We start from the raw sequence: 19,518 nt of genomic DNA on the forward strand, positions 1-19,518 counted from the left end.
CCCCGGCGCGGGACCGGGGTTTCCTTGTCCGTCGAGCCTCCCGATCAGTCGCAGCCGATCGCCTCCCTGATCGTGTTGGCATGCGACGTGAACCCGGTTGCCTGTGCGTCGGTCAGTTTTTTCCCGGCCTGTGCTCTTACCTGGTTCATGAAGCCGCGCAGCACGCCACAGGTGGCCTGACTATTGGATCGCGCGAAATTTCTCTGTGCCTGCGCCACCTTGCTGGACAGACTCTTGCCCGGGCCAACACCCGTGACGTCGGCCAGCAGTTGCTGCAAGCGCACCGGGACCAACGTTTGAGCCAATCCCTCCGCCAGTAACGCATGGCTGGTGGACGACGGATGGAACGAATCCCAGTAGAAGTACGAAGCCGGATCGCTGCACAGCGATGTCTCGGTAAGACAGGCATCGGTCGTATTGGCGAATACAGCCAGCAGTTCCGGGTCTTTGGAGAAAGCGTAGAAATCGAAGAAATCGACCACCGCCCCCGGCAGGTTCAGCTGCTCCAGGGCCGTCTCCAGGGCGGCGTTCCATTGCAGCGTCCAGAACGTGGCGAACGCCGCGGTCCCCGGCAGAGCCGCGTCGATCTCCTGGAAGCGAGGCGTTACGCCGATATCCGGTACGTTGGCAATCAGGAACTGGCGGATACCCAGATCGTACAGTCTCGTCGTCTGGGTGATGATGCTTGTGATGCCCGCCTCAAACGCCGCCTGGTTGCCGAGGTTGTTGGCGACATCGTTGCCGCCGATCATGATCGAGGCGAGCGTCCCGGCGGCCGGCGGGCTGCCGCCCAGGCTCGCCGCATAGGCCGCAACCTGCTGGTCCAGCCCCGGCACACCCGCCGGGTCCGGGTTAACACCGGTCCTCGCGCCTCCCCAGGCAAAATTGTTGGCGAACGGCACCGCGACGACCGAGGGCGTCGCCGTCAGACCGAACCGGGACGCGAATAGCGTCGGCCAGGAGGGCCCGCCCGGACCGGACCACTGGCCACCTGTGAATTCAGGCGGCGCACCACTGGTCCCCTGAAAGTACGGGGGCGGAGGAAACCCGCCCGTTGCAAACCAGACGTTTCCAGTGTCCGACAGGCTGTCCCCGAAAAACACGATGTTGTCGATGTCGGTCGCCCCGGCAGGCACCGAGGCGATACTCATAGCCAGCGCGGCCACCAGGCCCGCCAGCCGATTGATACGGGTCATTTCGCTCTCTCCACTTTCTTGATTCTGTTCGCACGCTTGTTCTTGACGTTCTGCCGGTGCGACGGCGGTCAGAAGGAATCCTTTAAACCATATCTGCGAACCACCTCACAAGCAATTGGCAACATAACGCGAAAGGTACGTGTCGAGGCCCGACTGCTTCGACAAAGCCTGGGTCGACAGGGGGAGTGATGGTTCAGACTGCAACCGAGGTCGCTCCGCGACAAGGAGCGACGATGCCTCACGAGCGGCCTAGCGACAGCCCGATCTTCTCGATCCCCTCTGCTGTCGTCCACCTTCCGGATACCGAGAACCCGATCTTCTCGTAGAGCGCCACGGCCGGCAGATTCCCGGCGGCCGTCTCCACGGTCGCCGTGCGCCAGTCGGTTCTTTCGAGCAGGGCCTGCAACAACCGCGTGCCCCGGCCCTGCCGGAAGCAGCGGGGATCCACCGCCAGATTCCGGATATCGAGATGCGGCCCGTCGACTGCATATTCCACCGCTGCCACGAGATCGGAACCTTCGCGGGCGCCGAGAAAGGCCCCGGAAGATGATCGAATCTGCTGCGCGCTGCGCCGCAACGGCGGGAAGTCCTCCGCACCGATGAGTCGCGCCTCCACCGTGTACGAACGCCGGAAGAGCGCATGGATCTGCGAGGCGACCTCCTCGGACCGGTGATCCAGCAATTCGAACATGCAGCGCTCTCCGGCGGTCCCGGTCGGGACCGCGGATCAGGATACCATCGCAACCGTCACCGGTCAGCTACGCACCCGGCGGCCGGTCCGGGCGTGCTTCTAGCCCTGCAGTTTCCCGTTGATGTGTTCCATTACCGGCGTGTGCTCGTGCTGCGGACTGAAGAGGATGATCTCCGCGTCCTCGCCCACGCGCACGGAATGGCCGGCCGGCCAGTAGAACAGATCGCCGCCCCGCACCGATTCCTCGCTGCCGTCGGTGTAGGTGACGGTGACCTGCCCCTCGATGAGGTAGCCCCAGTGCGGTGACTGGCACGCATCGTCCTTGAGGCCCTGCAGCAGTTCGGCGAGGTCCGTGCCCGCGGCCATCGAGAAGTACTCCGCGCCGATCTCGCCGCAGTCGGAAGCGTTGCCGAAGTTCTGCTGCTGGCGCGCAGTGGCGCCTGGCGCATCCACTCTGACGGGTATGTCCTGTTTCGCGATTCGCATGTTGCCCCCCTTGTGTTCGGGCCCTGCGGGCCTGAGAGTTGCAAGCGTAACAACTCACGCGAGTAGCCGTCGAGAGTGCGAGGCGCACCGCGGAGCAACAGATTCGCTTCCGACCGCCGGACTTGCCTTATCGGGAGGGGTATGCTGAATTCGGTCTGCAGCGAATTGGCAGGGGTCGGCAGTGACCGACGAGACTCGGAACGATCCCCTCGCAACGGGAGGGGCTTTCAAGGTGCTCTCCGATTTGCAGGCCGGAGAGCAGGACCCCTTCATCGGTCGAGAGCTTGACGACTATCGGATAGTCAGCCTGATCGCGGAAGGCGGCATGGGCAGGGTCTACCGGGCCCGGCGCATCGACGGCAGCTTCGAACGCGATGTAGCCATCAAAATATCCGCGGTCGGCGGAATCGATGAGCAGGCCCGCAGCCGCTTCCTGCAGGAACAGCACGTTCTCGCCGGATTGAGTCATCCGAATATCTCGCAGCTCTTCGATGCGAGGACGACAGCGGAAGGCTGGCCCTGCATCGTCATGGAGTTGATCGACGGTCTGCCCGTCGACCGCTACTGCGAGCAGGAACGCCTGAGCGTGGAGGAACGTGTCAGGCTCTTGAGCGATGCCGTCAACGCCGTCGCCTACGCTCACGCGCGGCTCATCGTGCACAGGGACCTCAAGCCGTCCAATATCCTCGTCGACGCTGAAGGCCGGGTGAAGCTGCTCGACTTCGGCATCGCCAAGCTGGTCGACGAGAGCGAGACGGATGCGACCCGGCAACGTCCATTGACGCCACGCTATGCGAGCCCCGAGCAATTGCTCGGGCAGCCCGTGCAGGTGGCGTCCGATATCTACCAGCTGGGCCTGCTGATATTCGAAGTGATCACCGGCGAGTCGCTGGATGATGGTACGACCCTGGCGGAGGCAATACAGATGGCCTCCGACCGCGACCGGCATCGCCTGACCCATCGGCAGCGCAACGCCTTGCCCGGCGATCTGTCCAGGATCGTCGAACAGGCCACATGGAACGACGCGGACCGCAGATACTCGAATGCGGCAGAGCTGCGCGACGACCTGGAGAACTATCTGCAGGGATTCCCGGTACAGGCGGCAGGCAGGAGCACCACCTATCTCGTCGGAAAGTTCCTCCGCCGCAACCGACTGCCGGTGGGTATCGCTGCTACGGCCGCCTTGGTATTGACTGTCTCCAGCAGCTGGTACGCGGTCCACCTCGCAAAAGCGCGCGATGAAGCGCAGGCGCAGGCACAGGTGGCAGCGGACGAGGCGGAAGCGGCGAACCGCGCGATGGCGCAGACCGAAGCGACCCTGCGGATGTTCAAGGAGGTTTTCAGATCCGCCGGTGTCGACAGCAGACCGCTCGCTCAGCAGACGGTCAGGGAAATGCTGCTCGGCGGGGCGGCACGCGTCGGCGACATCGTCCCCGAAGAGGCCCATGTCCGCGTGCCGGCGCTCAACGAGTTCGCGCGACTTTATTTTCAGTTCGGGATGATCGACAAGGCCGAGGAACTCGTCGCTCTTGCCCGGGAATCGGCGCAGACCGGTGACGCCGACCCGTGGGACGTCGATCAGGCGGATACGGTCATGCTCGCGATCCTCACGGAGCGCGGCCAGTATCCTGAAGCCCTGGAGCTGAACACGCGGCGATGGGAGCGTCTGGCGGCCTATGGCGAAGGGGGAGAGCTGTGGGTCAGAACGCGGAAGTTGCACACGGCCACGAGTCTGGCGCGCGCGCACAGAGCGCTGGGCAATTTCGATCAGGCGGTCGACTGGCTCCGGCAGGCGCTGGCATTCGACGAAGCGATGGAACTCAACCCGGCTCTGCATGTGGATATCCTGCGCCAGCTGGCGGTCGTGCATGACGAGAAGCATGAGTTCGCGGCTGCACGAGAATACTACGAGGAGGCTCTGGCTATCGCGGAGTCCCGTCTGGGCGAACACCATGTCTTCACTGCCGTGATCCTCCAGAATCTCGGCGTCAATCACGAATGGCAGGCTCTCTACGATGAGGCTCTCGCCTATTATCGCCGTAGCCACGAGATCAACCGGAGGGTCCGCGGCGAGGAATCGACGACGTTCGCCGAGGGCCTGGAGGCTATCGGTAACGTCGAATCCGCGTTGGGGAACTACGCAGCGGCAGCCGAGCATCTGGAGCGGGCGGTGGCTTTACGCACTACGCTACAGGGCGAGGACACGCCGAGCCTTGCCTCGCCCCTGGTCTACCTGGGCACTGTCTATCGCAGCCAGGGGCGGCTGGACGAGTCGGCATCGGCGTATGCGAGAGCCATCGCGCTGCTCGGGGAGGGGGGTGGCCGATTCGCCCTGCGCATCAGTGCCAATCTGGGAGCCGCCGCCACGGCACGCATGCGGGGCAATATGGACCGTGCGGCGACATTGCTGCGGACGGCTTACGAAGAGGCCGAGACCCGTTGGCATGAAGCCCACAGCTCGATGTCCCGACTGTATGCCGAATCGGCCATGCAGGCTCTGTCATCTGACGATACCGAAGCCGCCCGCAGATTCTGGGGCCGGATCGAGGCGATGATCGACGGCAAACCGGAACTTGCTGACGCCGCCCTGCTATCGGCCTCGAAATCCTATCTCGGCTTTCTCGAGTCGACGGGCCGCCGCTCGGAGCTGAGGCGGATAACCGCAGCGCACCCGGTACTCTCCGGCCTCGTGGATTAGATCGCGGCCGCGCTCCATTGCTGGCGTTAGTCCTGTTCTTCGTCCAACCGAGGCGCCGGTTCCGCAACGTACAGCCAGCCCTCCGCCAGGAGGCGCTCCACCTCGGGCGTAATCCGGAGGCCGCGCACCACGTGGCGTCCACCACGGAACGGCCGGGGAAGATCGTAGGTCGCGAGAATCCGCAGGCGGACCTCCCGCTCAAGATAATCGTCGGCGATACGCGTGCCGATCGCCTCCGAATGGCCCTCCGCCAGCACGGGTTTCGGACACGATGCGGCCCGCAGCCGTCTGCCCCGGATCCGGAAGCGGTAGGTTTCGTCCAGCCAGTCGTCGAAATAACCCGACGCCGCGGGGTGAAAATGAGCATCGACGACGATCACGTCCACCGGCGCCGTGTCCCCGGGTAGCTGCTCCGGTGGCGACAGATGACTGACTCTCACAAGACAGAGGGCATCGACCTCATACACCCGCTCGCGTTCGGTGGTCGCGCAGCCGCCGGCGATGCTGCCGATGAGCAGCAGCGCAAGAACCGGACCCGCGGTGAGCGCCCGCAACGCCCGCCCTACAGCGAACTACAGAGATGCCCGCCGTCGACCACGATGTCGCTGCCGGTCATGAAACTGCCGGCGTCAGAGGCCAACAGCAACAACGCGCCGGACAGCTCCTCGACCCGACCGATTCGCTTCATCGGTATCAGGCTGTTCAGCCGCTCCTCGTAGCCGGCCTGCATGGCGTGCTCGTTGATCTCGGTCCGGAAGAAGCCGGGCGAGATGGAATTGACCCGGATGCCATAGCGTGCCCACTCGAGCGCCAGACTCCTGGTCATGTGCTTCACGCCGGCCTTGGCCGCGTTGTAGGGCACCAGCATCTTGGTGACGCGGCTGCCGAGTATGGAGGCGATGTTGATGATGCTGCCCGGCTTCTCGGCCCTGATGAGCCGCTGCGCCGCCGCCTGCGCCACCATGAAGACGCCTTTCAGATCGGTATCGATCACCGCGTCCCAGTCTTCTTCCGAGAGTTCCACCGCGAAGCTGTCCCGGCTGATGCCGGCGTTGTTCACCACGATGTCGATGAGGCCGATCTCCTGCTCCGCCTGCTCGAAACACTCGCGGATGGAGTCGGACCGGGTGACGTCCAGATCGATGCAGGCCGCCGTGCCGCCGGCGTTGTCGATCTCCGTCGCAGTGGCCTTCAGCTTCTCGTGGCGCCTTGCGGCCAGCACGACTTCCGCCCCGGCCGCGGCCAGGGTTTTCGCGAATTGCTTGCCGAGGCCACTGCCGGCGCCGGTCACGAGGGCACGATGCCCTTTCAGGTCGAATAGATCGCTCATGTCACTCCCGATCTGGTTGGGTGGATTTCGATTCGCGCTGGCGGCGGAACAGGTTGTAGGTGCCGAGCGCCGTGGCGCAGAGTGTATCCGATGCGGCGTCGAGCACAGTGGTCTCCGTGAAGCACAGCCGGGCGCCCCGGCCGATGAGCCGCGCCTCGACGATGGCGCGGTCGGAGCGGTGCGCGGTCACGAAGCTCGTGTTCTGGTTCACGGTGATGGCCACGTATTCCTCCCGTTTGCCGTACAGGCAGGCCATCGCCCCGCCGATATCCAGCAGGGAGAGGATGACGCCGCCGTGCAGCAGGCCGACGGTGTTGGTATGCCGGCGCTCCACTTCCAGTGAGAGGCGCGCCCAGCCTTCGGACCACTCCAGCTGGCGCAGGCCGAGGATATCCAGGAAGGTGTCCTCGGCGCCGGCGATGTCCAGCACCGCGCCGAGGGCGTCGTCCGAGGAGGCCGCGGCCATTACTTACGGAAGCCAGACAGCCGCTCGGCGGTATCGGGTATCTCGAAGATGGTGCCGGCCTCGAAGGCCAGGCCGGCGGTGAGCGTGCGGTCTTCGGTGTCGCGATAGAGCACCTTGTAGGCGGCCAGAACGTGCGCGCTGTTCTCCAGTATCCGCTCCAGCACGGAGCCCACGAGGTCGTCCAGCTCTGCGGCCGGCGCGCAGTCGTTGGCGAGGCCGATCTCCACCGCCTCTGCACCCGTGACGCTGCGGGCCGTGAGCGACATCTCCTTCGCGCGGGTCATGCCTACCCGCCGGGGCAGCCGCTGGCTCATACCCCAGGAAGGCCGCACGCCCCATTTAGCGTGGGTATCGCCCAGCTTCGCCTCGGCGGCGGTATAGATGAGATCGCAGCCGAGGGCGAGCTCCAACGCACCGGTGAAGCAATGCCCGTTCACCTTGGCGATGACCGGCTTCGGCGCGATCTCCATGTAGCGGATGGCCCGCCGCGCCGGGATGTCCAGGATATCGCCGACGCTGCCGTTGACGATCGGCCGGTCGCCCAGCGACTTCAGATCGACGCCCGCGCTGAATGCGCGCCCCGCACCGGTCACGACCACGGCGCGTACTTCGTCGTCCTCGCCGGCGGCCTCCATCGCATTGCCCAGCGCCTCCAGCATGCCCTGCGTCAGCGCATTCAGCGCATCCGGCCGGTTCAGCGTGATGGTGGTGACACCGTCCCTCGTCTCCGTCAGCAGTTCTTTTTCTTCTGCCATTTCGCGATGCCTCGGTCGTGACTCACATGTTGCGGCGGTACTCTCCGCCCACATCGTACAGTGCCCTGGATATCTGCCCCAGGGAACTCGTCTTCACGGTCTGCACGAGCTCCTCGAAGATGTTGCCGCGGGCCCGCGCCACCTTCCTCAGCCTGTCCAGCGCCTCGCTGCGGTCGCCGACGTGGTTGCGCTGGAACGCGCGTACCGCGTCGATCTGCGCCTGCTTCTCCTCGTCGTTCGAGCGCATGAGCTCCAGCGTGCCCACCTCGTCTTCCTGGCCCTCGGGCGGCAGGAAGGTGTTCACGCCGATGATCGGCAGGCTGCCGTCGTGCTTGCGGCTCTCGTAGTACAGGCTCTCGTCCTGGATCTTGCCGCGCTGATACATGGTGTCCATCGCGCCCAGCACGCCGCCACGCTCGGAGATACGCTCGAACTCCCGGTAGACGGCCTCCTCCACCAGGTCGGTGAGTTCGTCGATGATGAACGAGCCCTGCCAGGGGTTCTCGCAGTAATTCAGGCCCAGCTCCCGGTTGATGATGAGCTGGATGGCCACCGCCCGGCGCACCGACTGTTCCGTGGGCGTGGTGATGGCCTCGTCGAAGGCATTGGTGTGCAGGCTGTTGCAGTTGTCGAACAGGGCGTAGAGCGCCTGCAGCGTGGTGCGGATGTCGTTGAAGCTGATCTCCTGGGCGTGCAGGCTGCGGCCGGAGGTCTGGATGTGGTACTTCAGCATCTGGCTGCGGCGGCTCGCGCCGTAACGCTCGCGCATGGCGCGCGCCCAGATGCGCCGGGCCACCCGCCCGATCACCGCGTATTCCGGATCCATGCCGTTCGAGAAGAAGAACGACAGGTTCGGCGCGAAGTCGTCGATGTCCATGCCGCGGGCCAGGTAGTACTCGACGATGGTGAAGCCGTTCGCCAGCGTGAAGGCCAGCTGGCTGATGGGGTTCGCGCCGGCCTCGGCGATGTGATAGCCGCTGATGGAGACGCTGTAGTAATTGCGGACGTTGTGGTCGATGAAGTACTGCTGCACGTCGCCCATCATCTTCATGGCGAACTCGGTGGAGAAGATGCAGGTGTTCTGGGCCTGATCCTCCTTCAGGATGTCCGCCTGCACCGTGCCGCGCACGGTGGCCAGCGTCTCGGCCTTGATGCGTGCGTAGGTCTCGGCGTCCACCACCTGGTCGCCGGGGATGCCGAGGAGCCCAAGCCCCAGGCCGTCGTTGCCCTCGGGCAGCTCGCCCCGGTACTGCGGGCGCTCCTTGCCCTCGAACCAGGCGTCGATGGTCTTCTGCGCGTCCTCCCACTGCCCGGTCTCGCGCAGATGCTTTTCCACCTGCTGGTCGATGGCCGTGTTCATGAAGAACGCCAGGATCATCGGCGCCGGACCGTTGATGGTCATGGAGACCGAGGTGGACGGGTCGCACAGGTCGAAGCCCGAGTAGAGCTTCTTCATGTCGTCGACCGTGGCGATGGAAACACCGGAGTTGCCCACCTTGCCGTAGATGTCCGGGCGTTCGTGGGGATCCTCGCCGTACAGGGTGACCGAGTCGAAGGCCGTGGACAGCCGCGCCGCGTCGTGGCCACGGGAGAGGTAATGGAAGCGGCGGTTGGTGCGCTCCGGCGTGCCTTCGCCGGCGAACATGCGGATGGGATCTTCGCCGGTGCGCCGGTAGGGATACACGCCGCCGGTGTAGGGATAGGAGCCCGGCAGGTTCTCCTTCATGAGGAAGGCCAGGAGCTCGCCCCAGTCCCGGTACTTCGGCGGCGCGATCTTCGGGATCGGCTGATGGCTGAGGCTCTCGCGATAATTCTCGCCGGTGACCTCCCTGCCGCGCACCGTGTAGCTGTAGCGCTCGGCGCGCACGCCCTCGTAGCGCTCCGGCCACTCCTGCAACAGTTCGACGGCCTCCCCGTCCAGCTCCTGCACCGCCTCCTGATAGCGCTGGCGCAGCACCAGCAGGGAGCGGTCTTCGTCGGCGGTGAGGGCCTCGCGGGGATAGGGCGCGAGCGCTTCGGGCAGCTGCGCGTCCTCCAGGGCGCGCAGCGCCTCGTACATCTGTTGCGCCCGGCTGGCCGCCTCCGCCTGGGCGGCGATGCGCTCGTTGATGTCCCGCCCCTGCTCGCTGATCTCGGCGAGATACCGCACCCGCGAGCCGGGGATCATGGCGGTGGCCTTCGGCTCCTTCTCCGGCACGTCCATGTCCGGCGTCCAGCGCGCGGCTTCGAGCTCCAGCTTCTCCACCAGGTTCCCGCACAGGTTGACGAACATCCACGAGACGCCCGGGTCGTTGAACTGGCTGGCGATGGTGGGATAGACCGGCACCTCGTCGTCGGTCGCCTGGAATTTCAGGTGATTGCGCTTCCACTGCTTGCGGATGTCCCGGAGCGCGTCCTCGGCGCCGCGCTTGTCGAACTTGTTCAGCACGATGAGGTCCGCGAAGTCCAGCATGTCGATCTTCTCGAGCTGGCTGGCCGCGCCGTAGTCGGAGGTCATCACGTACACCGAGTAGTCCACCAGGTCGACGATCTCGCTGTCACTCTGGCCGATGCCGGCGGTCTCCACGATCACGAGGTCGTTGCCCATGGACTTCAGGAAGGCGATGGCGTCGCCCAGCATCTCGCTGGTGGCCAGGTGCTGGCGGCGGGTGGCCATGGAGCGCATGTAGATCCGCTCCGAGCGCAGGCTGTTCATGCGGATGCGGTCGCCCAGCAGCGCGCCGCCCGTCCGCCGGCGGGTGGGGTCCACGGCCAGCACCGCGATGCGCATGGCGGGGAAGGACTGCAGGAAGCGGTTCAGCAACTCGTCCGTGACACTGGACTTACCGGCGCCGCCGGTGCCGGTGATGCCCACCACGGGCACGCGGCCGGAGCGCATCTGCCAGGTCTTGCGCAGCGTGGCGAGTTCGTCGTCGCTGAACGCGCCCTCCTCGATGGCCGAGATCATCGCGGCGACGGCCGTGATGTCGTCGGGGTCCGGCTCGCCGGGCTGCACCGTCGGCCGCCGCGCCGCCATGGTGCGGCGGATGAGGTCCTCGATCATCTCGTCGAGGCCCATCTTCATGCCGTCATTCGGGTGATAGATGCGCTCGACGCCGTAGTCCATCAGCTCGCGGATCTCGTCCAGGGTAATGGTGCCGCCGCCGCCGCCGAAGATGCGGATGTGCTCCGCCCCGGCCTCGCGCAGCATGTCGACCATGTAGCGGAAGTACTCGACGTGGCCGCCCTGGTAGGAACTGATGGCGATGCCGTCGGCGTCTTCCTGCAGGGCCGCGCGCACCACGTCCGCCACGCTGCGGTTGTGCCCGAGATGGATCACCTCCGCGCCCTTGGACTGGATCAGTCTCCGCATGATATTGATAGCCGCGTCGTGGCCGTCGAACAGCGACGCGGCGGTGACGAAGCGGAGCGGCGCGGTCTCGGCATCGCGTGAGACGCGGGGCAGATCGCTGGCTGCGGTACTCATGAACGAGCCCTCGTGGTTCGGCCTCCGGAAGCGGCGCTTCCGGCCGGAGACCGGCTGGAAATTTAATGTGGATTAAAATACCGTCGCGGGCGGTGCAATACAAGCACGGGCCGGGGGCCCGTGCAGACTTAATGTAATGTTTTCTGGAGTAATTTCCTGACCGGGAGGGGAGCATGCCGACCTTGAATCTGGCCGACATCAGCCGTGTACACGCACGGGAGAATCCGCAGGGCGAGGCCCTGATCTTCAACGGCGAGGTCACCACCTACGCCGAACTCGACGAACGGGTGAACCGGGTGGCGAACGGGCTCGCCGCGGAGGGGCTGCCGATACAGACCCGGGTGGGCTATCTCTCCAAGAACGCGCCGAACTACTTCGAGATCGTCCTCGGCTGCGCGAAATCCCGCAACGTGATGGTGGCCGCCAACACCCGGCTGGCCGCGCCGGAGGTGAAATACATCCTCGAGGATGCGGATGCGCAGATCCTGTTCGTGGGCAGGGAGTTCTACCCGATGATCGAGGCGCTGGAGGGCGGGCTCGAACGCATCGGCAAGATCATCGCCCTGGACGGCGGCCACGAGCGCTGGGAGTCCTACGCCGACTGGCGCGACAAACAGTCCGCCGAGGATCCGAACCTGCCCTACAACCCGGAAGACGACTTCGAGCAGCTCTACACCAGCGGCACCACCGGCCACCCGAAGGGCGTGCAGCTGACCCACGGCGCCTGGTTCCCGGCGGTGGATGCGGCCACGAAGGTGGACTGGGCGGCCTACGAGCCGGGCGAGACCGCGCTGATCTGCATGCCGGTATTCCATGTGGCCGGCTCCAACAGCGGCCTGTTCTCGCTCATGCAGGGCACCCGCACCGTGGTCGTGGCCGACTTCGACCCCCAGGAGATCCTGCGCCTGCTGGACGAGTACGACGTCAACCACACCTTCTTCGTGCCGGCCGTGATCCTGGCGCTGATCCACCAGCCGAACGTCGGCGAGTTCGACTACTCGAGCCTGCGCAACATCGCCTACGGCGCCTCGCCCATCGCCGAGGCGGTGCTGCTGAAGGCCCGCGAGGTGTTCGGCTGCAACTTCACGCAGCTGTACGGGCTCACGGAGAACCTGGGCCTGGCCACCCAGCTGCCGCCGGAGGACCATGACCCAGCGCGGGGCAAGCTGCGCTCCTGCGGCCTGCCCTATGAGGGCTCGGAGATCCGCATCCTCGACGCGGACGGCAACGAGCTGCCCGCGGGCGAGGTGGGCGAGATCTGCCTGAAGTCGGACTGGCTGATGAAGGGCTACTGGAACCGGCCGGAAGCCACGAACGAGTCCATGCACGACGGCTGGTTCCACACCGGCGACGCGGGCTACTTCGACGACGAGGGTTATCTGTACATCCACGACCGGCTGAAGGACATGATCATCTCCGGCGGCGAGAACATCTATCCCGCGGAGGTGGAGAACGCGCTGTTCGCCCATCCCGCGGTGGCCGACGTCGCGGTCATCGGCGTGCCCGACGAGAAATGGGGTGAAGCGGTGAAGGCGATTGTCGTGCTCAAACCCGGCGAGGAGCTGACCGCCGGCGGACTGATCGACTTCGCCCGCGAGCGCATCGCCCGCTACAAGGTGCCGCGCAGCGTGGACTTCGTCGACGAGCTGCCCCGCAACCCCAGCGGCAAGGTGCTGCGGCGCGAGCTGCGAGAGCAATACTGGCAGGGCCGCGACCGGCAGGTGTCGTGAGCGGAAGCGGCGCCGCCAATAGCGCCAATGGCGCCACTGACGCCAATACTCGCGCTGCCGGTGACGAGGCGGTCGCCGGCACCGCGGACGGCGGAGCGGCGACCGCGTTCCAGCTGAAACGCGGCCGTCTGCTGCGGGCGGCGGCGGCCTGCTTCAACCGCAAGGGCTACAGCGGCACGTCGCTGCGGGACGTGGCGGACCAGCTCGGCATGACCGACGCCGCCATCTATTACTACGTCTCGGGCAAACAGGAGCTGGTCTACGAGTGCTACCTGCGGGCGGCCGAAATCGGCGCGGCGGCGCTCGCGCGCGCCGTCGCCGAGGGCGGCAGCGGCCTCGCTCAGGCACGCCGTTATCTGGGCTACCACCTGGAGGCGATGTGCGGAGAAGAGGGGCCGATCGCCATCATGAGCGAGATCCCGGCGCTGGCTCCCCGCCACCGCGAAGAGATCCTGCGCCGCTCCCGGGCACACGGCCGGGCGTTCGAATCCATCCTGGCGCAGGGCATCGGCGACGGCAGCATCGCGCCCTGCGACGTGCGCATGACCGGCAACGCGATCATGGGCGCCGTCAACTGGGTACCGAAGTGGTTCCACGGCGACCCCGGCGTGGCGGCCCGGATCCTCGCAGAGTTCCCCGTCATCCTGACCCGGGGGCTGGCGCCGCGATGACGCGGACCGCGCGACTGCCCGGCCTCCTCGCCCCGCTCGCCCTGGCACTGTTCGCCGGCGTCCTGCCGCAGGGCGGCGCGGCGGAAGAGGAGGAGGAGGAACCGCTGCCACTGTGGGAGGTGGGTGCCGGCGTGGCGGCGACGTGGACGCCGGACTATCCGGCGGCGGAGGATTCGAGCGGCCGGGCGCTGCCCTTCCCCGCCGTCGTCTACCGGGGCGACTTCCTGCGCATCGGCGATTCCAGCGTGGTGTCGGGCCGCCTGTTCCGCTCGCCCCGGCTGGAGCTGGACGTGAGCCTGGACGGCTCGCTGGACGCCGAGAGCGACGATATCGACGTCCGCCGCGGCATGCCGGATCTGGGTTTCCTGTTCGAGGCCGGCCCGGAGCTGGAGATCGTCCTGAACGACCCGGCCGACGAGTCGCGCACGCTGAAGCTGGAGCTGCCGCTGCGCGGCGTGTTCTCCTGGGACGACGACGGCCTGCGCTCCCGGGGCCTGGTGTTCAACCCGGAGCTGGAGTACGAGAAACCGGAATTCGCCGGCACGCCCTGGGAGCTGTCACTCAGCGTCGCGCCGGTGTTCGCGACGGAGCAACTGCACGACTACTTCTACACCGTGGATCCGGTCTACGCGACACCATCGCGGCCGGTGTACGAGGCACGGGGCGGCTACCTGCAGACGGAATTCGGCGCCCGGCTGACCCGGCGCGACCCGAGGCGCTTCCTGTTCGTGGGGGTCACCGTGAACGCCCATACCGGGTCCCGCAACGAGGCCAGCCCGCTCTATCGCCGCGACCTGACCTGGGCGGTCTACGCCGGCGTGATCTTCGCCTTCTGGCAGAGCGAGGAGCCGGCGCCGGACTGACAGTGCCCGGCGCGGCGGGCGGCCTCTAGTCCGGCGTCCCGGTCTCCTCGGCGCCGCCGCCCCCGGCGCCGTCTTCGTCGCCGTGCCCGTCTTCGGCAAGATCCTGGTCCAGCTCGTCCGGGAGCGTCTCCAGCTCACCGAACTCGACGTAGCCCTGCAGGTACTGGTAGCGGCGCTGCAGCCGTTCCTCGATGGCGGCGTAATAGCGCGTGGCATCGACGGAACGCCCGTTGCGCAGAACCACCGTCATCGGCGCGCCGACGGACGCGCCGACACGGCCGGTTCGCTTCTTCAGGCGCAGCTCGTCGAGGCGGATGAGGCGGCGCACCAGCTTGCGGTCGCCGTACTTGCCGGCGAGGCGTTCGTACTCCGCCATGCCGGCCTCGAGCTCGGCCGGCGCGAGCTGGTCCTCCAGCTCTTCCATCACGGCCACCAGCTCGTCGTGACCACGCTCCGCGGCCAGCCGGTACCAGGCGTAGGCCCTGGCGGCGTCGCGTTCGGTGCCCTGCCCCGTCAGGTAGAGATAGCCGACCATGTACTGGGCGTACTTGTCGCCGATCTCCACCAGGTCCTTCCGCCAGATCCTGAACGCGCGCTCGTAGTCCCCTTCCTGATAGGCCTCTTCGGCCTTCTGCTGGATCTTGACCGTGCGGCTGCTGGGGGCGCTGCCGGGGAAGCGCTCCTGGGCGGCGGCGGGCAGTGACCACAGGGCCATGAAGGCCCCCAGGGCGAGGCACGGCAAGGCGCGCCGCACCGGCATGCGTAGGGTCGGCATCGGGAATCTCGTAGCCATCATGGCGTGCTCCCCCTCCTTTTTTCCGTGTCGCGGCGACGACGGGGGCTTGTGCGAGCACTTGTCACCCGCTCCCTGCTGCGACAAAGTAGCTTAATTATGAAGCAGGATGCATCGCAACCGGTATTCATGGTGGTGATCGGCGAGATTACCGACCCGCAGAAGATGAAGGCCTACACGGAGGCCCTGGCGGAGTCCCTGCTGTACGAGCAGCATCAGGGCTACTACGCGGCCGTCGGCAAGCCGGTGGAGATGCTGGAGGAGGAATGGCCCTCCCACCAGGGGCTGGTACTGGCCCGCTTCCCGTCCGCGGAGCACGCCAGGGCCTTCTGGAATTCGGACAAGTACCGGAACGAGATCAAGCCGCTGCGCGCCGGCGCCGGCCGATTCACCGTGGGTCTGTTCGAGGAACTGCCGGTCCCCGGCCACATCGACTGGGCCGGAAGCGGCTTCTGAGCCGGGCAGCCCGCCCGCAGAGCATTTATCCCGGGTCGCGGAACCGCGGCGAGCGCTTCTCCATGTTGGCCATCACGGCCTCGATCTGGTTCGGCTGCAGCATGAGCCCGGACTGAAGCTCCGCCTCCAGGGCGAGTCCCGCGGCGCCGTCGCCCACGAACACCTCTTCCAGCAGACGCTTGCTGGCGCGGATCGCGTCCGGCGAGCGGTTGGCGATCTCGGCGGCGAGCCCGCGGGCGGCCTGCAGGGGGTCGGACTTCACGGCGGTCACGAGCCCGACGTCCGCAGCCTCCCTGCCGTCGAGGATGCGCCCGCTGAAGGTGAGCTCCTTCAGCCGGTCCAGCGGCATGACGCCGCGCAGCGTATGAGTCAGCCCCATGTCGGGTATCAGGCCCCATTTGATCTCCATGACCGAGAGGCGGGCGTCCGGCGCGGCGTAGCGGATGTCGGCACCGAGGGCGATCTGCAGGCCGCCGCCGAACACCACGCCCTCCAGCGCCGCGATCACCGGTACCGGCAGCGCCTTCCAGACCCAGGCGGGGCTCTGGAACACGTTGGCCGGCGTGTCGCCCCGGGGCTGCATGGCCTCCGCCGCGAAGCCGGGGCCGTCGCCGTCAGCCGAATTCGGCTGGGTGAACGTCGAAGTATCGATACCGGCGGAGAAATTGCCGCCCTCGCCCCTGAGCACCACCGCCCGCACGTCCGCACGGCCGGCCAGCGACTCGCCGGCCTCGATGATGGCGTGGAACATCTCCCGGTCCAGCGCGTTGTACTTCTCCGGGCGGCTCAGCGACACCTCCGCCACGTGATCCCTGATCTTCACATTCACTCGTCTGTTCGTATCCGTACTCATACCCGGCTCCGTCTCCACCGCCTGTTAAGATGCTCCGTCGTTCCACCCGTCGCTGCAGGACAGCCGGATGATAGCCGAATGATGAGGCAAGAGCCTGACCCCGCTCCAGACGGCAAAGCAACTCCGCGCGCCGCCCCGGCCCGCGCGGCAGTGGCGGAGGCCCTGGTGGCGGCCCTGGTGTCGGTCATGGCCCTGCTGCTGGCCGCCTGCGCCGGCCGGGGGCCGGTCGAGCCGGCGCCGCCCGCGGAAGAGAGCGGCGCAGCCGACGTGGACCGGGCGACGGCCGCGGAGTACCGCGTCGACACGGAGGCCTCGCTCCTGCAGCTCTACGTCTACCGCGCCGGCCCGCTGGCGCGGCTGGGGCACAACCACGTGGTCGCGAGTCGGGACCTGCAGGGCACCATCTGGTACCGGGACCGGCAGGGCCGCTCGGCGTTCCGCATCAGCCTGCCGGTGGCCGAATTGACCGTCGACGAACCCGGGTTGCGCGAGGCCGCCGGCGACGACTTTCCGGGCGAGATCCCGCCCGAGGACGTCGAGGGGACCCGCCGCAATATGCTGGGCGAGGCGGTGCTGGATGCGGCCCGCCATCCCGAACTGACCGCCGAACTGGTGTCGGTGGAGGGCAGCGGCGAGGCACTGACGGCGACGGCGGCGCTGACGATCCGCGGCCGGCGCCGGCTGGTGGACTTCCCGGTGCGGCTGCGAGTCGAGGAGGATCGCCTGGTGGCCACGGGCGAAACCACGGTGACGCATGCCGCGCTCGGCCTCGAGCCGTTCAGCGTGATGGGCGGCGCGCTCTCCGTGGCCGGGGATATCGGCGTGCGCTACCGGGTGGTGGCGCGCCGGCGCTGAGCCGTCACTGCAGCTTCAGCAGCACCCAGGCGGCGGCATCCGCCGCGGTCTCCTTCACGGCCCGCCACCAGCCCCAGTCGTTCTGGCGTTCCCACTCGCGCTGCGCCTCGAAGATGACGTAGGCGTGGATGGCCTCGACGTCCTCGGGGCTCAGCCGGTCCTCGAAGGTCGGCATGCCGGCTCCCGCCAGCAGCCCCTCGCCCACGATCTGCGCGAAGATCTCGTGCCGGTCGGGTGAGAGGTAGCGCAGGTCGGGGATCACGCCGCCGCCGATCGCGCGGAAGCCGTGACACACGGCACAGTGGCGAGCGTACTGGTCGAAGCCCCGCTCCAGCATCTCGTCGCTGACGTCGAGCTCCGGCGGCTCGGGCATCTCCGGCAGCGGCGCCGGGCCGGCCGGCGGGCTGCCGTCGGCACCCACCTTGTAGGCCAGCATGCGCCCCGTGGCGCCGCTCACAACGTCGTCGTTCACGGCGCCGCCGTACAGCGCCATGGCGCCGCCCCAGCCGGCCAGCACGGCGACGTACTGCTCGCCGTCCACCTCGTAGCTGATCGGTGCCGCGACGATGCCGTTATTCGCCGGCGCCTGCCAGAGCCGCTCGCCGTCCGCCGCCCGGTAGGCGCTGAAGAAGCCCATGGCGTCGCCCTGGAAGACGAGACCGCCAGCCGTGGAGAGGATGCCGCCGTTCCACGGGTGCTGGTGCGGCACCTGCCAGGCGGCCTCCTGGCGCACCGGGTCCCAGGCCAGCAGGGAGGCCTTCACCAGCTGCTGGTACATGCTGCGCTCGATGTCGGGACCGAGCTGCATCGGCGTGGTGCCCTTCGCCATGTCGGTGCCGGTCTGCCAGTAGGTCGAGGCGCGCGGCGACTCCGGATCGGCGCCGTAGGTGGCGGGGACGTCCATCGCCGGGACGTAGACCAAGCCGGTCTGCGGGCTGTACGACATCGGCTGCCAGTTGTGGGCGCCCGACGGCGACGGGAAAGTCAGCCGGGGCTCGTCCGAATAACGCGCGTCCGGGAGTTCCACCGGCCGCCCGGTTTCCGGATCCACGTGGGTGGCCCAGTTGATGCGCACGAAACTCTCGGCGCTGATGAAGCGGCCGTCGCGGCGGTCCAGCACGTAGAAGAAGCCGTTCTTGGGTGCCTGCATGATCACCGGCGTGGTCTCGCCGCCGATCTCGATGTCCGCCAGGATCATGTGCTGGGTGGCGGTGTAGTCCCAGGTCTCGCCGGGCGTCGTCTGGTAATGCCAGACGTACTCGCCCGTGTCCGGGCGCAGCGCCACGATGGAGGACAGGAACAGGTTGTCGCCGCCGCCCGGGCTGCGCTGGCGCTGGTTCCAGGGCGAGCCGTTGCCCACGCCCACGTAGAGCAGATCCAGCTGCGGATCGTAGGCCATGGAATCCCAGACGGTGCCGCCGCCGCCGAGCTTCCACCATTCGCCGTTCCAGGTCTCGGCGGCCATGGCCATGGCCTCGTTCTCGAAGCCATCGGCCGGGTTGCCCGGCACCGTGTAGAAGCGCCAGATCATCTCGCCGGTGTCCGGATCGTAGGCGCTCAGATAGCCGCGCACGCCGTATTCGCCGCCGCCGTTGCCGATCAGCACCTTGTTCTTCACCACCCGCGGCGCGCCGGTGATGGTGTAGGGCTGGGACTGGTCGACAGTGACCCGCTCCCACAGCATCTCGCCGGTGACCGCATCGAGCGCGATCAGGCGCCCGTCGAGGGTGCCGAAGAACACCTTGCCCTCCCAGATCGCGACGCCGCGGTTGACGGCGTCGCAGCAGGCGTTGCGGCCGGTGGCGCGGGGCACCCGCGGGTCGTAGCTCCACAGCTTCTCGCCGGTGCGTGCGTCCAGCGCGAAGACCATGCTCCAGGAACCGGTGACGTACATGACGCCGTCCACGACGAGGGGCGTGGCCTCCTGGCCGCGCCGCGTGGGCAGCTCGAAGGACCAGGCGAGGCCCAGTTCGGCCACGTTGTCCGTGTCCACCTGGGCGAGCGGGCTGAACCGCTGCTCGCTGTAGGTGCGGCCGTGGGTGAGCCAGTTGCCCGGCTCGCCGTCGGCCGCGACGATGCGTTCGCCGTCGACGCGCTGCAGCGACTCCCGCGTCTGCTCATCCAGCGCCGCAGCGCCGGCCGTCGGCAGCGCGGCAGCCAGCAACGCAACGAATGCCAGTCCCCGCCCGGAATTCGACCGATCCATCAG

The 19,518-nt window shown here is 67.3% G+C and carries 17 protein-coding genes; 6 read left to right on the forward strand and 11 right to left on the reverse strand.

Going from position 1 to position 19,518, the window contains the following annotated elements; genetic code table 11:
- Positions 1–44: 44 nt before the first annotated feature.
- From ACJMK0_RS15850 to ACJMK0_RS15860, 3 genes are all read right to left on the reverse strand, one after another.
- Positions 45–1,196: an SGNH/GDSL hydrolase family protein gene (locus ACJMK0_RS15850; protein WP_405239731.1), complete on the reverse strand. Its 1,152-nt coding sequence runs from the start codon at positions 1,194–1,196 to the stop codon at positions 45–47.
- Between the two features lie 238 nt (positions 1,197–1,434).
- Positions 1,435–1,887 (reverse strand): GNAT family N-acetyltransferase, encoded by a 453-nt coding sequence (locus ACJMK0_RS15855; RefSeq protein WP_405239733.1) that lies wholly within the window; start codon positions 1,885–1,887, stop codon positions 1,435–1,437.
- Positions 1,888–1,986: 99 nt separating this feature from the next.
- Positions 1,987–2,373 carry a cupin domain-containing protein gene (locus ACJMK0_RS15860; protein ID WP_405239735.1) on the reverse strand — a complete coding sequence of 129 codons (387 nt, stop codon included), beginning with the start codon at positions 2,371–2,373 and terminating at the stop codon, positions 1,987–1,989.
- Between the two features lie 181 nt (positions 2,374–2,554).
- Between ACJMK0_RS15860 and ACJMK0_RS15865 the strand changes: the two genes are divergently transcribed.
- The gene (locus ACJMK0_RS15865) at positions 2,555–5,071 is read left to right on the forward strand and encodes a protein kinase domain-containing protein (RefSeq protein ID WP_405239737.1); all 2,517 of its coding nucleotides are present in this window, start codon (positions 2,555–2,557) and stop codon (positions 5,069–5,071) included.
- A gap of 26 nt (positions 5,072–5,097) precedes the next feature.
- On the opposite strand, the gene ACJMK0_RS15870 is transcribed toward ACJMK0_RS15865, so the two are convergent.
- From ACJMK0_RS15870 to ACJMK0_RS15890, 5 genes are read right to left on the reverse strand one after another with little or no spacing between them, the layout of a single operon-like run.
- The gene (locus ACJMK0_RS15870; RefSeq protein WP_405239739.1) at positions 5,098–5,625 is read right to left on the reverse strand and encodes a hypothetical protein; all 528 of its coding nucleotides are present in this window, start codon (positions 5,623–5,625) and stop codon (positions 5,098–5,100) included.
- 8 nt (positions 5,626–5,633) lie between these two features.
- The gene (locus tag ACJMK0_RS15875) at positions 5,634–6,401 is read right to left on the reverse strand and encodes an SDR family NAD(P)-dependent oxidoreductase (RefSeq protein WP_405239740.1); all 768 of its coding nucleotides are present in this window, start codon (positions 6,399–6,401) and stop codon (positions 5,634–5,636) included.
- 1 nt (position 6,402) lies between these two features.
- Entirely contained in the window at positions 6,403–6,867 is a 465-nt protein-coding gene (locus tag ACJMK0_RS15880; protein WP_405239743.1) for a PaaI family thioesterase, read from the reverse strand.
- Positions 6,867–7,622: an enoyl-CoA hydratase/isomerase family protein gene (locus ACJMK0_RS15885; protein WP_405239745.1), complete on the reverse strand. Its 756-nt coding sequence runs from the start codon at positions 7,620–7,622 to the stop codon at positions 6,867–6,869. Before ACJMK0_RS15885 ends, ACJMK0_RS15880 begins: the two co-directional genes overlap by 1 nt.
- Before the next feature lie 22 nt (positions 7,623–7,644).
- Positions 7,645–11,088, reverse strand: a complete 3,444-nt coding sequence (locus ACJMK0_RS15890) for a methylmalonyl-CoA mutase family protein (RefSeq protein ID WP_405239747.1) — start codon at positions 11,086–11,088, stop codon at positions 7,645–7,647.
- Between the two features lie 173 nt (positions 11,089–11,261).
- On the opposite strand from ACJMK0_RS15890, the gene ACJMK0_RS15895 reads away from it, so the two are divergent.
- The 3 genes from ACJMK0_RS15895 to ACJMK0_RS15905 are packed head-to-tail and all read left to right on the forward strand — an operon-like array spanning position 11,262 to position 14,352.
- Positions 11,262–12,818, forward strand: a complete 1,557-nt coding sequence (locus ACJMK0_RS15895; protein WP_405239749.1) for a fatty acid--CoA ligase — start codon at positions 11,262–11,264, stop codon at positions 12,816–12,818.
- Positions 12,815–13,489: a TetR/AcrR family transcriptional regulator gene (locus ACJMK0_RS15900; protein WP_405239751.1), complete on the forward strand. Its 675-nt coding sequence runs from the start codon at positions 12,815–12,817 to the stop codon at positions 13,487–13,489. Before ACJMK0_RS15895 ends, ACJMK0_RS15900 begins: the two co-directional genes overlap by 4 nt.
- The gene (locus ACJMK0_RS15905) at positions 13,486–14,352 is read left to right on the forward strand and encodes a MipA/OmpV family protein (RefSeq protein WP_405239753.1); all 867 of its coding nucleotides are present in this window, start codon (positions 13,486–13,488) and stop codon (positions 14,350–14,352) included. Before ACJMK0_RS15900 ends, ACJMK0_RS15905 begins: the two co-directional genes overlap by 4 nt.
- Before the next feature lie 25 nt (positions 14,353–14,377).
- Here the strand turns inward: ACJMK0_RS15905 and ACJMK0_RS15910 are convergent, their stop codons facing one another.
- A complete protein-coding gene (locus ACJMK0_RS15910) occupies positions 14,378–15,148 on the reverse strand; it encodes an SEL1-like repeat protein (RefSeq protein WP_405239755.1) in 771 nt (256 codons plus the stop codon).
- A 96-nt stretch (positions 15,149–15,244) separates the two neighbouring features.
- Between ACJMK0_RS15910 and ACJMK0_RS15915 the strand changes: the two genes are divergently transcribed.
- The gene (locus ACJMK0_RS15915; protein WP_405239757.1) at positions 15,245–15,601 is read left to right on the forward strand and encodes a DUF1330 domain-containing protein; all 357 of its coding nucleotides are present in this window, start codon (positions 15,245–15,247) and stop codon (positions 15,599–15,601) included.
- Positions 15,602–15,626: 25 nt separating this feature from the next.
- Here the strand turns inward: ACJMK0_RS15915 and ACJMK0_RS15920 are convergent, their stop codons facing one another.
- On the reverse strand, positions 15,627–16,454 hold the full coding sequence (locus ACJMK0_RS15920) for a crotonase/enoyl-CoA hydratase family protein (RefSeq protein ID WP_405239759.1): 828 nt from the start codon (positions 16,452–16,454) through the stop codon (positions 15,627–15,629).
- A gap of 165 nt (positions 16,455–16,619) precedes the next feature.
- Between ACJMK0_RS15920 and ACJMK0_RS15925 the strand changes: the two genes are divergently transcribed.
- Positions 16,620–17,309: a YceI family protein gene (locus ACJMK0_RS15925; RefSeq protein ID WP_405239761.1), complete on the forward strand. Its 690-nt coding sequence runs from the start codon at positions 16,620–16,622 to the stop codon at positions 17,307–17,309.
- Positions 17,310–17,313: 4 nt separating this feature from the next.
- Here the strand turns inward: ACJMK0_RS15925 and ACJMK0_RS15930 are convergent, their stop codons facing one another.
- Positions 17,314–19,515: a PQQ-dependent dehydrogenase, methanol/ethanol family gene (locus tag ACJMK0_RS15930; RefSeq protein WP_405239763.1), complete on the reverse strand. Its 2,202-nt coding sequence runs from the start codon at positions 19,513–19,515 to the stop codon at positions 17,314–17,316.
- Positions 19,516–19,518: the final 3 nt, after the last annotated feature.

This window comes from Lentisalinibacter orientalis, assembly GCF_040706535.1.
GTDB classification, from domain to species: domain Bacteria; phylum Pseudomonadota; class Gammaproteobacteria; order Steroidobacterales; family Woeseiaceae; genus Lentisalinibacter; species Lentisalinibacter orientalis.

Bases quoted from the DNA above. Each gene is read 5' to 3' on its own strand.
- ACJMK0_RS15855 (WP_405239733.1), bottom strand. From the start codon at position 1,887: ATGTTCGAATTGCTGGATCACCGGTCCGAGGAGGTCGCCTCGCAGATC.
- ACJMK0_RS15895 (WP_405239749.1), top strand. From the start codon at position 11,262: ATGCCGACCTTGAATCTGGCCGACATCAGCCGTGTACACGCACGGGAG.
- ACJMK0_RS15880 (WP_405239743.1), bottom strand. From the start codon at position 6,867: ATGGCCGCGGCCTCCTCGGACGACGCCCTCGGCGCGGTGCTGGACATC.
- ACJMK0_RS15890 (WP_405239747.1), bottom strand. From the start codon at position 11,088: ATGAGTACCGCAGCCAGCGATCTGCCCCGCGTCTCACGCGATGCCGAG.
- ACJMK0_RS15875 (WP_405239740.1), bottom strand. From the start codon at position 6,401: ATGAGCGATCTATTCGACCTGAAAGGGCATCGTGCCCTCGTGACCGGC.
- ACJMK0_RS15920 (WP_405239759.1), bottom strand. From the start codon at position 16,454: ATGAGTACGGATACGAACAGACGAGTGAATGTGAAGATCAGGGATCAC.
- ACJMK0_RS15915 (WP_405239757.1), top strand. From the start codon at position 15,245: ATGAAGCAGGATGCATCGCAACCGGTATTCATGGTGGTGATCGGCGAG.
- ACJMK0_RS15850 (WP_405239731.1), bottom strand. From the start codon at position 1,196: ATGACCCGTATCAATCGGCTGGCGGGCCTGGTGGCCGCGCTGGCTATG.
- ACJMK0_RS15905 (WP_405239753.1), top strand. From the start codon at position 13,486: ATGACGCGGACCGCGCGACTGCCCGGCCTCCTCGCCCCGCTCGCCCTG.
- ACJMK0_RS15860 (WP_405239735.1), bottom strand. From the start codon at position 2,373: ATGCGAATCGCGAAACAGGACATACCCGTCAGAGTGGATGCGCCAGGC.
- ACJMK0_RS15885 (WP_405239745.1), bottom strand. From the start codon at position 7,622: ATGGCAGAAGAAAAAGAACTGCTGACGGAGACGAGGGACGGTGTCACC.
- ACJMK0_RS15910 (WP_405239755.1), bottom strand. From the start codon at position 15,148: ATGATGGCTACGAGATTCCCGATGCCGACCCTACGCATGCCGGTGCGG.
- ACJMK0_RS15930 (WP_405239763.1), bottom strand. From the start codon at position 19,515: ATGGATCGGTCGAATTCCGGGCGGGGACTGGCATTCGTTGCGTTGCTG.